Source organism: Aeromonas sp. s1(2024), assembly GCF_040908005.1.
GTDB lineage: Bacteria > Pseudomonadota > Gammaproteobacteria > Enterobacterales > Aeromonadaceae > Aeromonas > Aeromonas caviae.
The window spans coordinates 56,351-71,285 of the sequence record NZ_JBFOCW010000045.1; the positions used below are offsets into that span (position 1 = coordinate 56,351).

The 14,935-nt window shown below is 64.0% G+C and carries 14 protein-coding genes; 9 read left to right on the forward strand and 5 right to left on the reverse strand.

Annotated elements, in window-relative coordinates:
* Positions 1-98 precede the first annotated feature (98 nt).
* The 3 genes from AB5Y70_RS10680 to AB5Y70_RS10690 are packed head-to-tail and all read left to right on the forward strand — an operon-like array spanning position 99 to position 2,779.
* Positions 99-944: a hemin ABC transporter substrate-binding protein gene (locus AB5Y70_RS10680; protein WP_279988829.1), complete on the forward strand. Its 846-nt coding sequence runs from the start codon at positions 99-101 to the stop codon at positions 942-944.
* Positions 941-1,972, forward strand: coding sequence for an iron ABC transporter permease (locus tag AB5Y70_RS10685; RefSeq protein ID WP_279990443.1), 1,032 nt, complete (start codon positions 941-943; stop codon positions 1,970-1,972). Before AB5Y70_RS10680 ends, AB5Y70_RS10685 begins: the two co-directional genes overlap by 4 nt.
* Positions 1,973-1,987: 15 nt before the next feature.
* Positions 1,988-2,779, forward strand: a complete 792-nt coding sequence (locus AB5Y70_RS10690) for a heme ABC transporter ATP-binding protein (protein WP_042016790.1) — start codon at positions 1,988-1,990, stop codon at positions 2,777-2,779.
* Positions 2,780-2,875: 96 nt separating this feature from the next.
* Here AB5Y70_RS10690 and AB5Y70_RS10695 read toward each other — a convergent pair whose 3' ends face one another.
* Positions 2,876-3,484, reverse strand: a complete 609-nt coding sequence (locus AB5Y70_RS10695) for a YitT family protein (protein WP_010673223.1) — start codon at positions 3,482-3,484, stop codon at positions 2,876-2,878.
* Positions 3,485-3,776: 292 nt separating this feature from the next.
* On the opposite strand from AB5Y70_RS10695, the gene AB5Y70_RS10700 reads away from it, so the two are divergent.
* Both AB5Y70_RS10700 and AB5Y70_RS10705 read left to right on the forward strand, forming a co-directional pair.
* Positions 3,777-5,126, forward strand: a complete 1,350-nt coding sequence (locus AB5Y70_RS10700) for a UDP-glucose/GDP-mannose dehydrogenase family protein (RefSeq protein ID WP_279988828.1) — start codon at positions 3,777-3,779, stop codon at positions 5,124-5,126.
* Positions 5,123-6,121, forward strand: coding sequence for an NAD-dependent epimerase (locus tag AB5Y70_RS10705; protein ID WP_048208284.1), 999 nt, complete (start codon positions 5,123-5,125; stop codon positions 6,119-6,121). Before AB5Y70_RS10700 ends, AB5Y70_RS10705 begins: the two co-directional genes overlap by 4 nt.
* 42 nt (positions 6,122-6,163) lie before the next feature.
* On the opposite strand, the gene AB5Y70_RS10710 is transcribed toward AB5Y70_RS10705, so the two are convergent.
* The 3 genes from AB5Y70_RS10710 to AB5Y70_RS10720 are packed head-to-tail and all read right to left on the reverse strand — an operon-like array spanning position 6,164 to position 8,941.
* On the reverse strand, positions 6,164-7,852 hold the full coding sequence (locus AB5Y70_RS10710; RefSeq protein WP_279988825.1) for a glycosyltransferase family 39 protein: 1,689 nt from the start codon (positions 7,850-7,852) through the stop codon (positions 6,164-6,166).
* Positions 7,842-8,201: a lipid-A-disaccharide synthase N-terminal domain-containing protein gene (locus tag AB5Y70_RS10715; protein ID WP_039040033.1), complete on the reverse strand. Its 360-nt coding sequence runs from the start codon at positions 8,199-8,201 to the stop codon at positions 7,842-7,844. Before AB5Y70_RS10715 ends, AB5Y70_RS10710 begins: the two co-directional genes overlap by 11 nt.
* Entirely contained in the window at positions 8,201-8,941 is a 741-nt protein-coding gene (locus tag AB5Y70_RS10720; RefSeq protein WP_069784554.1) for a glycosyltransferase family 2 protein, read from the reverse strand. Before AB5Y70_RS10720 ends, AB5Y70_RS10715 begins: the two co-directional genes overlap by 1 nt.
* A 311-nt stretch (positions 8,942-9,252) precedes the next feature.
* On the opposite strand from AB5Y70_RS10720, the gene AB5Y70_RS10725 reads away from it, so the two are divergent.
* The 4 genes from AB5Y70_RS10725 to AB5Y70_RS10740 all read left to right on the forward strand — a co-directional run bounded on the left by AB5Y70_RS10725 (position 9,253) and on the right by AB5Y70_RS10740 (position 14,013).
* Positions 9,253-10,095: a lytic transglycosylase domain-containing protein gene (locus AB5Y70_RS10725; RefSeq protein WP_010673217.1), complete on the forward strand. Its 843-nt coding sequence runs from the start codon at positions 9,253-9,255 to the stop codon at positions 10,093-10,095.
* 198 nt (positions 10,096-10,293) lie between these two features.
* Positions 10,294-11,961, forward strand: coding sequence for an energy-dependent translational throttle protein EttA (gene ettA / locus AB5Y70_RS10730; protein WP_010673216.1), 1,668 nt, complete (start codon positions 10,294-10,296; stop codon positions 11,959-11,961).
* A gap of 111 nt (positions 11,962-12,072) precedes the next feature.
* Positions 12,073-12,402 (forward strand): hypothetical protein, encoded by a 330-nt coding sequence (locus tag AB5Y70_RS10735; protein WP_045523765.1) that lies wholly within the window; start codon positions 12,073-12,075, stop codon positions 12,400-12,402.
* A 255-nt stretch (positions 12,403-12,657) separates the two neighbouring features.
* On the forward strand, positions 12,658-14,013 hold the full coding sequence (locus tag AB5Y70_RS10740; RefSeq protein WP_103244310.1) for an NCS2 family permease: 1,356 nt from the start codon (positions 12,658-12,660) through the stop codon (positions 14,011-14,013).
* An 85-nt stretch (positions 14,014-14,098) separates the two neighbouring features.
* Here the strand turns inward: AB5Y70_RS10740 and djlA are convergent, their stop codons facing one another.
* Positions 14,099-14,923 carry a co-chaperone DjlA gene (gene djlA, locus AB5Y70_RS10745; RefSeq protein ID WP_125117508.1) on the reverse strand — a complete coding sequence of 275 codons (825 nt, stop codon included), beginning with the start codon at positions 14,921-14,923 and terminating at the stop codon, positions 14,099-14,101.
* Positions 14,924-14,935 lie beyond the last annotated feature (12 nt).

Genomic DNA, 14,935 nt, shown 5'->3' on the forward strand with positions numbered 1-14,935 from the left:
CAACGCAATTGATAATCGCTTTCATTCTCAGTGCATTTTGATGGGCGACTTGATATTCTCGGCGGCAACCCTATTTCATTCACCCTTCGGAGGTTCGCATGGGCCGTCGTTTTGCCCTCGCATTCAGCCTGCTCGGCTGTGCCCTTTCCCTCTCTTCCCCATCCGTCATGGCGGTGGAGCGTATCGTCAGCATAGGCCCGGCCACCACGGAACTCATCCTGGCGCTGGGAGGCGAGCAGAGCCTGGTCGCTACCGATGTCAGCAGTCCGGAGCCCAGAGGCGTGCCCAAGGTCGGCTATCACCGCGCCCTCGCCGCCGAAGGGATACTGAGCCTCTCTCCGACCCTGGTGGTCGGCAGCGACGAGATGGGCCCGAACAGCACGCTTGATCAGTTGCGCCGTGCCAACGTCAAGGTCGAGGTCATGGCCACAGCCCCTACGTTGGCCAACCTCAACGAGCGTATCGACACCCTGGCCCATCTCCTGGGTAACCAGGCGGCAGGGAGCAAGCTCAAGGAGCAAATTGCCGCCCAAAGCGACACCCTGGCGGCGCAGGCGAAGCAGAACAAGCCCCTCAAGGTCGCCTTCCTGCTGCTGCACAAGGGTCAGCCCACCAGCATCGCTGGCGGCAACACCACCGCCAGCGCCCTCGTCACCCTGGCGGGCGGCGTCAATCCGGTGGCTGAGCTCCACGACTACAAGCCCGTTTCCACCGAATCCCTCATCGAGCTGCAACCTGATCTGGTGCTGGTGAGCGGCCGCGACTGGCAGCAGTATCAGGATCCCGACGCCGTTCTGAGCCAGGTGCCCGCCCTGTCAGCCACCCCGGCAGGCAAGAACAAGGCCATCCACGCCATCGACGGGCATGCCCTGCAAGGGGGCCTCAGCCTTCGTTCCTTGCAACAGGCGAACCAGATCGCCCAGTGGATCAAGCAGGGTTCCTGATGCGCCTGCCTCTGCCCTGGCTGCTCGCCCTGACCGGCTGCGCGCTGACGTTGCTGCTGGTCGGGTCCCTCGCGACCGGCCCCATGTCCCTCTCCCTTGGCGAGAGCCTGCGCGCCCTGTTTGCCGGACCACAGAGCGGGATTGAGGCTCACAAATTATTGATCGTGCAGGAGATCCGTCTGCCACGAACCCTGCTCTGCATCGCCGTGGGGGGCATTCTCGGCCTCTGCGGCGCCGTCATGCAGGGACTGTTTCGCAACCCCCTGGCAGACCCCGGCATCATAGGGGTGTCGGGTGGGGCGGCACTCGGCGCGGCCCTGGCCATCGTGCTGCTCGCCCCGTTGGGCTCGCACCTGCAGAGTCTGCTCGGCCTGGGGTTGTTGCCCCTGCTCGCCTTTCTCGGCGGAGCCCTCACCACCACCCTCGTCTATCTGCTGGGTACCCGGGAAAGGGGCACCTCGGTCACCGTGATGCTGCTGGCCGGGGTGGCCATCACGGCGCTCTCCGGCGCCGTCATCGGACTACTCACCTATCTCGCGGACGATCAGATGCTGCGCAACCTGAGCCTGTGGCAGATGGGCTCCCTGGCGGCAGGCAAGCCGATCGATGTGACGCTGGCGCTGCTGACCCTGGCCGCTTTGCTGCTGCTGTTCATGCACGATGCCAATCCCCTCAACGCCCTGCTGCTGGGAGAAGGAGAGGCGCGGCACCTGGGGGTGAACGTGCAGACGCTGAAGCGTCGCCTCATCCTGCTCACTGCTGCCGGTGTCGGCGTGGCGGTGGCCGTGGCCGGCATGATCGGCTTTGTCGGTCTGGTGGTTCCCCATCTGGTACGGCTGCTGGCCGGTCCCAACCATGTCCGCCTGTTGCCGCTGTCTGCCCTGCTGGGGGCTGGCCTGCTGCTGGGGGCCGACATGCTGGCGCGTACCCTGCTCGCTCCGGCCGAGCTGCCCGTCGGCATCATCACCGCCCTGCTGGGGGCCCCCTTCTTCATCTGGCTCTTGGTCAAGAGCCGCCGAACCCTGTAACAGGAGATCGTCACTTTGCCCGGATCCCCCTCCCCCCTGCTCAGTTGCCGGGGTCTTCGCCTCAGTCGTGGCAACCGGCTTATCCTGGACAGCCTGGATCTCGACCTGCATGCTGGCAGCCTGACCGCCCTGCTCGGTCCCAACGGGGCGGGCAAAAGCTCGCTGCTCAAGTGCCTGACCGGCGAGCTGGAACATGAAGGGGAGATCCACCTGTTCGGCCAGACCCGCAGGGGGTGGGCCGACAACGCTCTGGCCCACCGGGTCGGTGTGCTGCCGCAAAGCTCCTCCTTGAGCTTCCCCTTCCTGTGCGAAGAGGTGGTGGCCATGGGCCGGCTGCCCCACAGCGAGCCTGCCAGCCGGCGCGACGAGATTGTCCGCGCCGCCATGACCCACGCCGGGGTCGACCATCTGGCGAACCGCCTCTATCCCGGCCTCTCCGGCGGGGAGCGTCAACGGGTGCAGTTCGCCCGGGTGCTGGCCCAGATCTGGCAGGCCCCGGAGGAACCGCAGCAAGCGCGGCTGCTGCTGCTGGACGAGCCCACCTCGGCGCTGGATCTCAAATACCAGCACCAGTTGCTCGCCATGGCCCGGGCGCTGGCCGGTCGCAACACCGCCGTGCTGGTGGTGTTGCACGACCTCAATCTGGCAGCCCGCTACGCCGATAGGCTGGTGATGCTGGAGCAGGGCAGGCTGATGGCTGACGGCAGCGCAGGCGAGGTGCTGACTCCGGCGCTCATCGCGCGCCTCTACGACTACCCCGCACAGGTGATCCACCACCCCGAGAGTGGCGTCCCCATGGTGGTGTGACACCCAGGGGCAGATAGCAACAGAGCGCCATCAGGCGCTCTGTCTTTTTGCGGTATCCAGCCCTGGGCTGACCAGCAGGGTAATCCCCTGGGCACATCAGGCTATCTGGTAGCGCCCCGGCTTGTGATTGAGTGTCAACACCAGATTACAGATGATGGCGGCCACCACGGAAAGCACCAGCAGCCAGGGGGAGACCACGAAGAAAGAGGCGACGACGATGGCGCAATCCAGCCCCATTTGCAGCTTGCCTGCCCGCACACCCCATCTGTCCTGAATGAAGAGCGCCAGGATGTTGAAGCCCCCCAGGCTCGCCTTGTGGCGGAACATGATGAGCAGCCCCATACCGATCAGGGTGCCGCCGATCAGCGCCGCATAGACGGGTTCGATCTTGCCGATTTGCAGCACGGCGTTGAGGTGATCCGTCATGAAGGAGACGGTGGCCACGGCGGCAAAGGTATTGAGGGTGAAGCGCGGCCCCATTCTGAGCCAGGCCAGGGCATAGAAAGGCAGGTTCATGGCGAAGAACAGCAGACCGAAGCTGATGCCGGTCACCTGTTGCAGCAGCAACGCCAGGCCGGCAGTGCCACCGGTGAGCAGGCCGACCTGATGGAACAGGAAGATGCCGAGGGAAACGAAGCCTGCTGCGGTCAGCAAGGCGAGCACATCCTCATAGAGCGGGTGCGCAGAGCGTGAAGTGTTGTCCATAACCAGGTATCCAGTCGCGAAGCAAGAGAGTATTGGCCGCCCGTCGGGCGGAGCGAGCCCCGTGAACCGGGGCTTCGTTCTGCCGACAGTCTCCATTTTGAGTGAGATGGATCACAAGTCCCGCCCTTCACGCGCCAAAATGGTGCGCGTCATCCAGGCGTTACAATCCTTGCACCAAAATGTCCCACGCTCACCGCCGGCATGATGCTGAAAAACCTGAAACGGGCCGCTGCCCCCGCGCCCGAATCGTTCTAGAATGAGTCGCTTGTCACTGCCAGCGGAACAACAGCGGATGAGAGTCACCGTATTCGGAATAGGTTATGTCGGGTTGGTTCAGGCCGCCGTACTGGCGGAGATGGGTCACAAGGTGGCCTGCGTGGATGTGGATGCCGACAAGGTCGCGGGCCTGAAAGAGGGGCGCATTCCCCTCTTCGAGCCCGGTCTCGCCCCCCTGGTGCAGCGCAACCATCAGGCCGGTCGCCTGATCTTCACCACAGACCCGGCCCGGGCGGTGGAGTTTGCCGAGCTTATCTTCATCGCGGTCGGAACGCCGCCGGACGAGGACGGGTCCGCCGACCTCCATCAGGTGATGACGGTGGCGGACACCATAGGCCGCCTGATGCAAGGGGGCAAGGTGGTGGTCAACAAGAGCACTGTGCCTGTCGGCACCGCCAGCCGGGTACGGCGACACATTGCGGAGCGCCTCGCCGACCGTGGTCTCGACCTTCCGTTCGACGTGGTCTCCAACCCCGAATTTCTCAAGGAGGGCGCCGCCGTCGCCGACTGCCTGCGGCCGGATCGCATCATCATCGGCACCGACTCCGATCACGCCTTCTCCCTGCTGGAGGAGCTCTATGCCCCCTTCAACCGCAAGCGAGACCGCATCCTGCGGATGGATGCACGCAGCGCCGAACTGACCAAGTACGCCGCCAACGCCATGCTGGCGACCCGCATCTCCTTCATGAACGAGATGGCCACCCTGGCCGAAGCCCTGGGCGCCGACATCGAGGAGGTGCGCAAGGGCATTGGTGCCGATCCGCGCATCGGCCACCACTTCATCTACCCAGGCTGCGGTTATGGCGGATCCTGCTTCCCCAAGGATGTCAGGGCGCTGATCCACACCGCGAAGGAGGCGGGGTGCGAGACCCCCCTGCTGCGCTCGGTGGAGCAGGTCAACGAGGCGCAGAAGCACAGGCTCATGACCCGGCTGCACCACCATTTTGGTGCCAGTCTGTCGGGGCGCACCTTCGCGTTATGGGGACTCGCCTTCAAACCCAATACCGACGACATGCGCGAAGCCCCGAGCAGGGTGCTGATGGAGGCGATCTGGGCGGCAGGAGGCAAGGTGCAGGCGTTCGACCCCGAGGCCATGACCGAGGCCGCCCGCCTCTATGGCCAGCGGGCAGATTTGCTCCTGTGCGACACCCAGGAAGCCGCCCTTCAGGGGGCCGATGCCCTGCTCGTCTGCACAGAGTGGCAACAGTTCCGCGCACCGGATTTCGACCTGCTTCGCCAGACCCTGAAGCAGGCCATCATCTTCGACGGCCGCAACCTCTATGATCCGGCCCGTCTACGCCAGCGCGGTTTCACCTACTATGCCATCGGCCGTGGCGACAGCCTGGCTCATCAGGAGGAGCGATGAAGTACCTCGTCACCGGCGCCGCCGGGTTTATCGGATTTCATGTGGCGCGCAGGCTCTGTGGCGACGGCCATCAGGTGGTGGGGATAGACAACCTCAACGACTACTACGCGGTGAGTCTCAAGGAGGCGCGCCTCGCCCTGCTCACGCCTCTACCCGGCTTTCGCTTCGAACACCTCGATCTCGCGGACCGCGCGGCCATGGCCTCGCTCTTTGCCCACGAGCAGTTTGACCGGGTGATCCATCTGGGGGCCCAGGCCGGGGTGCGCTACTCCCTGGACAACCCCTTCGCCTACGCCGACAGCAACCTCACCGGCCACCTTACCGTGCTGGAGGGGTGTCGCCAGACCCGGGTGCAACATCTGGTCTATGCCTCCTCCAGCTCGGTCTACGGGCTGAACGAACAGATGCCGTTCAAGCCGTCCGATGGGGCGGATCATCCCGTCTCCCTCTATGCGGCGAGCAAGAAGGCGGGGGAGCTGATGACCCACTCCTACTCCCATCTCTACGGCCTGCCCACCACCGGGCTGCGCTTTTTCACCGTCTACGGCCCCTGGGGCCGGCCCGACATGGCCCTGTTCAAGTTCGTGCGCGCCATCCTGAACGGCGACCCCATCGACCTCTACAACCAGGGCCAGCTCAGCCGGGATTTCACCCATGTCGACGACATCGTCGAGGGGATAGTGCGCATCTCAGACAGCCCCCCCGCGGGCGATGCCCACTGGCAGGGGGCCCCGGACGCCAGCCCGGCCCCCTATCGCCTCTTCAACATCGGCAACGGCAGCCCGGTCAGGCTGCTGGACTTCGTGGATGCCATCGAGTCGGCCCTCGGCAAACGGGCCATCCGCAACATGCTGCCCATGCAGCCCGGCGACGTGCTCGCCACCTGGGCCGACACCCGCTCGTTGTTCGACGCAACGGGCTATCGCCCCCGTGTCGGGCTCAAGGAAGGGGTAGACAGCTTTGTCCGCTGGTATCGGGACTACTACCGGGTCTGAGCCAAACGAGGTGGCAGGGTCCCCTGGCTCGCGACCCTGCGCTCAGGATGAAGGGGTATAGCTGAAGGGCACCATGGTGGGGGAGAGCCCACGACAGGCGGGTTTGAGGGCCTGCGGGCCTGCCAGCAGCCAGTCGGTGCGGTGACGGTTGCCGAGGTTTTCCATCTTCGCGGAGTCAAAACACCTCACCATCAGGTCGGCGCTCCCCAGTACCCAGCGCCCGGGGGCAGCCCCTATCCAGGCGGCAGCTTCCCTGGCCTGCTCCCCGTCCCCCATTAGATAAGGGTAATGTTTCACTGGTTGCAGGCTAAACAGCAGATGTTGCTCTTTGAAGCCCGCCAGCAGCAGTTCATCCCCCACAGGCACCTTCTGCGCCGCCAATGCCATCACTGCCTGAGGGGTGCGCACCTCGTTGAGGCGCACGCTGATCCAGCAGGAGTAGATCAACCACCCCACTGCCAGGGAGCTGAGAATAGCGGTCAGTGGCTCCCGGCGAAACCAGGCATTGATCAGCAGCAAGGATCCCCCCAGCACCAGCAGGGGAAGCCAGGGATCCGGCCCCAGTTCCCCCAGACGGCTGGCCACTCTGTCGCTAAATGCCAGCACCAGAGCCCCCACCAGCCCTGCCCCTCCCAACAGCCAGCCGAGCCCGGCCAGTAGTCGCCCCGGCCAGACCCGGACCAGCAGGGTGCCGATGAAGGGTGCGGTCAGGAGCGCCAGGGCGGGCGTACCGGGCGTGATGTAGACGCCCCGCTTGCCCGGCGAGCAGGAGAAAAACAACACCACCAGTATCAGATAACCCAGCAGCAGCAGGATACGCCTGTCCTGCGCCCGAATGGCGCGCCGCCAGGCCACCACCAGCCAGGGCAGCAGCAGGGAGAGCGGCAGCCAGAACGGCGGGATCACCGAGGTAAGGTAGTACCAGAAGGGTTTGACGTGATGCCAGGCGCTGGTATAGCGAGTCACCGTCTGGCGCAGCAGTATGTTGTCTCTGTAGGCCAGCAGGAGGGGATCCCCGCTTCGGGTCACGGCCTCCAGCATGGGGACCAGCCAGAGGCCCATCGCCAGGGCCATGGCCAGCGGCCCGAGCAGGGCCTTCAGCCAGGCTGACAAAGGCGCGGCGCGGATTTGTGCCCTGTGGGTCCAGAGCGCGGGAAGCAGCACCAGCAGGGCCAGTACTCCCACCCCCTTGGTGATGACGCCAAGCCCTGCGGCAAACCAGCCGAGCCAGTACCAGCGCCACCCGCCACCGCAGAGGAGGAAGCGCAGAAAACCATAGAGACCGAGGGTGATGAAGAAGGTGACCAGGCCGTCGATCTGCGCCGTCTTGGCCTGCAGGGTGAACTGGACGGTAAAGAGCAGCAGCAAGCCCGCCAGAAATCCCGTCGCCGGATCCCACAGGCGGCGCCCCAGATCCCACACCAGCAAGATGGTCAGCAAGCCAGACAGCAGGGAGGGCAGCAGAAAGGCCACCTTGATGGAGCCAGTCAACACATAACCGATCGCGATCCCCCACATAAACAGCGGCGGCTTGTCCGGATAGAGCTCCCCGCCGCGCATGGGGAAGAGCCACTGGCCACTCTCCACCATCTCCCGGGCGATCAGGGCGAAACGCGGCTCGTCCGCCGGCCAGGGGTCCCGCAGACCCAGCCCGGCCCCCAGCACCACCAGCGCGATCAGCAGCAACCAGCCAAGGGACGTCTGATTGAGCAGGGTGCGATCACTCACCATGACGGGCCTCCCCGGTCACTGCCTTGTCCCGCCGCCAGCCCCGATGCTGGATATCGAGATAGAGGCTGTAGAGCGCGGTGAAGGTGGGGAAGAGGTTTTGCAGCACGCCGACAGAGTCCTGCTTGGGAGAGAAGGTGAAGTAGCTGAGCGTCATCAGGCTGCCGATCACGCTCATGTACCAGAACAGGCGCGGAATGACGGGTCGTCCCGCCCGCCTGGACGCCAGAAACTGCACCAGCCAGCGTCCGCCGAACATCAGCGCCCCCGTGTAGCCGATCAGCTTCCAGCCGGTGACATGCACCCCGGTCCAGTCCAGCCAGTCGATGGGGGCAGACAGCCAGGCGTCCATCACTCCAGCATCTCCCGGATTTCAACCACCTTGGAGCGGCGCTGCAACCACCAGACCCCGACCACGTCCACCAGCCCGACCCAGAGCCGGTTCCAGACCCCGTATTTGGAGATGCCCGCCTGGCGTGGCCTGTGGTTGACCGGCCAGGGCGCCATGCGCCCCCCTTGTGCCTGGATCAGCGCGGGGATGTAGCGGTGCATGTGATTGAAGGCGGGCAGTTTCAGATACCAGTCACGACGCACTACCTTGAGCCCGCAGCCGGTATCCGGAATACCGTCGCGCAGCAGCAGGTCGCGAAAGCCGTTGGCCAGCTTTGAAGAGAGGCGCTTGACCCAGTCGTCACGGCGGTTGACCCGGTGGCCGATGAGGCCCACCTGGTATGGATCGCTCTGGTAGCGGCGCATCGCCTCCTCCAGCATGGCGGGAATGTCGGCGGGATCGTTCTGACCATCGCCGTCGAGTACCACCAGCCAGTCGCCACGCCCGTGGCGCACTCCGCTCAGCACCGCCATGCTCTGGCCCACGGCATGGACATGACGTAGCACCTTCAGCCTGGTGAAACGCGTCTGCAAATTGCGCAGTACCACATGGCTGTCGTCCACACTGCCATCGTCCACATAGATCAGTTCGTACTCGAACCTGCCCCCAAGGGCGGCATCTATTTCGCCGACAAGCGGGGCCAGATTATCCCGCTCATCCTTGGCAGGCACCACGACAGAGATATCGACCAATTCGACCATATGCACATCCTGCCCTCATCAGAGGCGCTATCGATTCACCCGGCAGACCCGACGACATTGCATCGTGGCCTGGCTGACATCATGCAAATACAAGGCGTTAGAAAACAACTGTGTCAGCATATTGAACCTCAATTAACAAATCTGTCAAAGCAGTCACTGACCCGGGAGTCATACCGCCTCTCCCCTGCACCAAAAGTTCCATACCGTTTTCATCTCTGTTGCTCACCCACATAACCAGATGTTCCATCTGCTGGCTGGCGTCCCTCCCCGGATCGGGCCTATATGTTGCGGATACCAAAGACGAGGTTTCCATGAAAAAACGACTCTGGGGGTGGGGACTCCTGATACTGCTGGCCACCACTTCCCACGCAGATCCCTTTCGTCAGGCCCCCAAGGCCATGAGCGCGCTGCGCCAGGGTGCAGCCATGGAACAGGGAAACCCGCGGCAGGCCATCGCCCACTACTGCACCGCCGCCAACCTTGGCAACCCGGAAGCCTATTACCGCATCGGCCGCCTGCTGGCCCGCGGCCCCCAGGGGATCCGCAATGCCCGCAGCGCCAACGCCTACCTGGCCATGGCCATGCGCCTTGGCAACCAGCAAGCCGCCCGTTACTACAACGAGCGGGTCGGCAATGCCCCCCTGGGTACCTGCGGCATCGGAGGCGGTGGCGGCGCCCCCTGGGTGCGCCCCAGTACCCCCTTCGATCAGGAGCGCTACCTGGCCAGACAGTCACAGGCCAAGCAAAAGCTGGCCGTCATGATCCGCCAGGCCGCCCAGCGTCACAAAGTGGACCCCCAGCTCGCCCTGGCCATCGCCATCGCCGAATCCAATCTGAACAGCACCGCCGTCTCCCCCAAGCAGGCACAGGGCGTCATGCAGCTCATTCCCGAAACCCAGGCCCGCTTCGGCGTGACCCGGCCGTTCGATGCCCAGCAGAACATCCGTGGTGCCATGATCTACCTGAAGTGGCTGGAGAAGCAGTTCGGTCCGGACTGGGTGAGGATCAGCGCCGCCTACAACGCCGGGGAGCAAGCCGTGCTGCGCCACGGCGGTGTGCCGCCCTATCAGGAAACCCAGGAGTATGTGCAGCGGGTGCTCTACTACTCGGGGCAGGATCCTGACAAACCGGCCCGCCGCAGCTCACCGCGCTGAGCTTGCCCGGTTGCTCCTCTTCCCTCGCGCCTGTCGGCCGTCCCGGCCTGCGGCGCCCGGCTTTGCCGCCCCTCTCCCATTGGTTTACAATCGACGGGTTTTTTGGAACCGGGTTGACGGCCCGTCGACCCGGCCCCACCACGACATCAGTTTGTTAATGCCAAGACATTAAACTGCTGAAAGGAAGAGAATTAGCCAATGGCTCAATTTATTTACACCATGAACAGGGTTGGCAAGGTCGTGCCGCCCAAGCGTCATATTCTCAAGAACATCTCCCTCTCCTTCTTCCCGGGGGCCAAGATAGGCGTGCTGGGTCTGAACGGCGCCGGGAAATCGACCCTGCTGCGCATCATGGCGGGTATCGACACCGAGATCGAAGGGGAAGCCCGTCCGCAGCCCGGCATCAAGATTGGCTACCTGCCCCAGGAGCCGAAGCTGGATCCGGAGCAGACAGTACGCGAAGCGGTCGAAGAGGCGGTCGGCGACGTCAAACGCGCCATGGCGCGCCTCGACGAGGTCTATGCAGCCTACGCCGACCCGGATGCGGATTTTGACAAGCTGGCCCGCGAACAGGGCGAGCTGGAAGCCATCATCGCCGCCCAGGGCGGCCACAACATGGAAAACCAGTTGGAGCGCGCGGCCGATGCCCTGCGCCTGCCGGCCTGGGATGCCCAGATCAAGCACCTCTCCGGTGGTGAGCGCCGCCGCGTGGCCCTGTGCCGCCTGCTGCTGGAAAAACCGGACATGCTGCTGCTGGACGAACCGACCAACCACCTGGATGCGGAATCCGTGGCCTGGCTGGAGCGCTTCCTGCACGACTACGAAGGCACCGTCGTGGCCATCACCCACGACCGCTACTTCCTCGACAACGTGGCGGGCTGGATCCTGGAGCTGGACCGCGGCGAAGGCATCCCCTGGGAGGGCAACTACTCCTCCTGGCTGGAGCAAAAAGATGCCCGTCTGGCCCAGGAAGCGAGTTCCGAAGCCGCCCGTCGCAAGTCCATCGAGAAGGAACTGGAGTGGGTTCGTCAGAACCCGAAAGGCCGTCAGGCCAAATCCAAGGCTCGTATGGCTCGCTTCGAAGAGCTCAACACCAACGACTACCAGAAGCGCAACGAGACCAACGAGCTGTTCATTCCGCCCGGACCGCGCCTGGGCGACAAGGTGGTGGAGGTGGCCAACCTCTGCAAGTCCTATGGCGACCGCCAGCTGATCGACGATCTCTCCTTCTCCATTCCGAAGGGTGCCATCGTCGGCATCATCGGTCCGAACGGTGCCGGTAAATCGACCCTGTTCCGCATGATGTCGGGTCAGGAGCAGCCGGATTCCGGTTCCATCACCCTGGGTGACACCGTGGTGCTGGCCTCCGTGGATCAGTTCCGCGACAGCATGAACGACAAGAAGACGGTGTTCGAGGAAGTCGCCGACGGCCAGGACATCCTGCGCATCGGCAACTACGAGTTCCCGAGCCGCGCCTACATCGGCCGCTTCAACTTCAAGGGTTCCGACCAGCAGAAGCGGGTCGGCGAGCTCTCCGGTGGTGAACGTGGCCGTCTGCACCTTGCCAAGCTGCTGCAGACCGGCGGCAACGTGCTGCTGCTGGATGAACCGACCAACGATCTGGACATCGAAACCCTGCGCGCCCTCGAGAACGCCCTGCTGGAGTTCCCGGGTTGCGCCATGGTCATCTCCCACGACCGCTGGTTCCTCGACCGCATCGCCACCCACATCCTCGACTACCAGGACGAGGGCAAGATCGAATTCTTTGAAGGCAACTTCACCGAATACGAAGAGTGGAAGAAGAAGACTTACGGTGCCGAGGCTATCCAGCCGCGCCGCGCCAAGTACAAGCGCATTGCCAAGTAAGGCGAGGCAACAGCCGCGCCGCCAGGTATGACGTCACAAGGGGAGCCGGGGCTCCCCTTTTTTGCCTCTTCTGACTTACAATCTCCACCTCTACCCCAGCGATAGCGACCCATGACCCAAGCCTCCACCACCAGACTCACCATCCAGATCCGGCTCGAACCCGGCTGTCTGGGGCCGGATGGCAAGCAGCACATCGATACCTTCTGCGCGGCCGCCAACCGGATCCTCGCCGCCATCGAACCCCGACGAGTGCACTGGGTGCTGCTGCCCCGCCATGACAAGCAACTTGCCGAGCAGGCCTACTTCCTTGATGGCCGCCCCTTGAGCGAAACCCAGGCCACCCTGCTGCTGCAACGCATGGGGTTGACCCTCGATCCCTTGCTGGAGCAGAGCGATGCCGTGCTGAGCCAGCTTATCGAACGCTACCAGAAAAACCGTTGATCCCGATGTGGAAACGGGGCTCTATTGGTCCCCTTTCTCCTGCCTCCGGGAGAAAACGTTTGAATTTTTACTCTATTCATTGATCCGCCTCGCACATCCGGGGTTTGTAAACCTGGCCGCCTGTGTGAAAATGTGCGCGCTGTCACGGTATCAGGACGAGTCTGGTCACTTCACCGCCAGAATCAGGGTCCGTCGCCCCGCATGGATGGGCCGGGCCCCCTGCTGCCTATTTCACGTCACCCATTGGAATCCAACATGAATCAACCACATCACGCTACCGGGCAGACCGCCAGCCCGGCTGCCGGGCATGGATTGCTCGAGCGCCTGTTTGCCCTGCGCGGTCATGGCACCACGGCCCGCACCGAGGTGATCGCCGGCATCACCACCTTCCTGACCATGGTCTACATCGTCTTCGTCAACCCGCAGATCCTCTCTGCGGCAGGCATGGACACCCAGGCCGTGTTCGTTACCACCTGCCTCATCGCCGGCATCGGCAGCATCCTGATGGGTCTGCTGGCCAACCTGCCCATCGCCCTGGCTCCCGCCATGGGCCTCAACGCCTTCTTCGCCTTCGTGGTGGTGGCCGGCATGGGCTACTCCTGGCAAGTGGGCATGGGCACCATCTTCTGGGGTGCGCTGGGCCTGCTGATCCTGACCCTGCTGCGGGTACGCTACTGGCTCATCGCCAACATTCCCCTGACACTTCGGGTCGGCATCACCGCCGGCATCGGTCTGCTCATCGCCCTGCTCGGCCTGCACAATGCCGGCATCGTGGTCGCGAGCCCCGCCACCATGGTGACCGTGGGCAACCTCACCTCCCTGCCCTGCCTGCTGGGGCTGCTCGGCTTCTTCCTCATCTGCATCTTCTCCGCCCGCGGCGTCCACTCCGCCGTGCTCATCGCCATCGTGGTGACCACCACCCTGGGCTGGCTGTTCGGCGACGTCACCTTCAAGGGCTTCGTCTCCGTGCCGCCGAGCATTGCACCGGTCTTCGGCCAGCTGGACCTGATGGGATCGCTGGACATCAGCCTCGCCGGGATCATCTTCTCCTTCATGCTGGTCAACCTGTTCGACTCTTCCGGCACCCTGATCGGCGTGACCAACCGCGCCAAGCTGGCCGATGACAAGGGGCACTTCCCGCGCATGAAGCAGGCCCTGGTGGTGGACAGCGTCAGCTCCGTCGGCGGCGCCTTCATGGGGACCTCGTCCGTGACGGCCTACATCGAGAGCAGCTCCGGCGTCGCCGTCGGCGGTCGCACCGGCCTGACCGCCATCGTGGTGGGCATCCTCTTCCTGCTGGCCATCTTCTTCTCTCCGGTTGCCGCCATGGTGCCGGCGTATGCCGCGGCGGGGGCCCTCATCTACGTGGGCGTGCTGATGTGCTCCGAGCTGACCCGGGTGAAGTGGGAAGACCTGACCGAAGCGGTGCCGGCCTTCATGACCGCGGTGATGATGCCGTTCAGCTTCTCCATCACCGAAGGGATCGCCGTGGGCTTCATCTCCTACTGCGTGATGAAGGCGGGCACCGGCCGCTGGCGCGAGATCAACCCCTGCGTGCTGGTGGTGGCCCTGCTCTTCGTCCTCAAGTTTGTCTGGGTCGATGCCCACTGATTTTTCTTCCATGAAAAGAAAAACCAGACTCTGAAAACAAAAATACCCGTCATCGACGGGCATTTTTTTATGGCGGGTACAGGGCTCAGCGTATGCCGCGGGCCTCACGGATCCACTCCCAGGCCTGCTGGATCTCCTGGGTCTTCTCCTTGGCCATCTCCATCATCTCGGGGGGCAATCCCTTGGCGGCCAGCTTGTCAGGGTGATGCTTGCTCATCTCCTTGCGATAGGCTCGCTTGATCTCCTGATCGCTGTCGCTCTCGTTCACCCCGAGCAACTGATAGGCATCCTTGAGGCGATCCCGGGAGGGGGGCTCCTGACGGTATTGCTGCCCCTGGCCACCGCCCTGCTGTTGCTGACGGTGGAAGAAGTTCATCTGGGCCTCGGCCATGGCCAGAATGCGGGCCAGCTCGATGCGACTGAACCCCAGCTCGTCGGCGATGGTTTGCAGGATGGCCCGCTCGTTCGCCTCCACCTGACCGTCGGCGAAGGCGGCCTGCAGCTGGACCTCGAGGAAGAAGCGCAGGATGTCACGCTGCCCCAGGCTCGCCTGGCGAAACTCCGCCAGGGTCTCGCGCAGGGGGAAGTCCGCCTCCTTGCCCTGGCGGAATGACTCCTGGGCCCGTACCCGCTGCTCTCCGGCCAGCCGCATCCTGTCCATCAGGTTGGATGCGACCCTTATTTCATGCTCGGTGACCTGGCCGCTCGCCTTGGCGATGTGGCCCATGACGGCGAAGGTGGCATGGAAAAAGACGGCCTGTTGCTGCTGGCTGGGTGCCCGCTGGAAGGCCCCGCGGATCCCCATGCCCCGATCGAAGCGATGGCCGATCCACAGGCCCAGCAGGGCACCGAAGATGTTGCCGAGCAGAAAACCGAAGAAGGTGCCAAGCACCTTGCCCCAAATACGCATGGTTCAAGACCT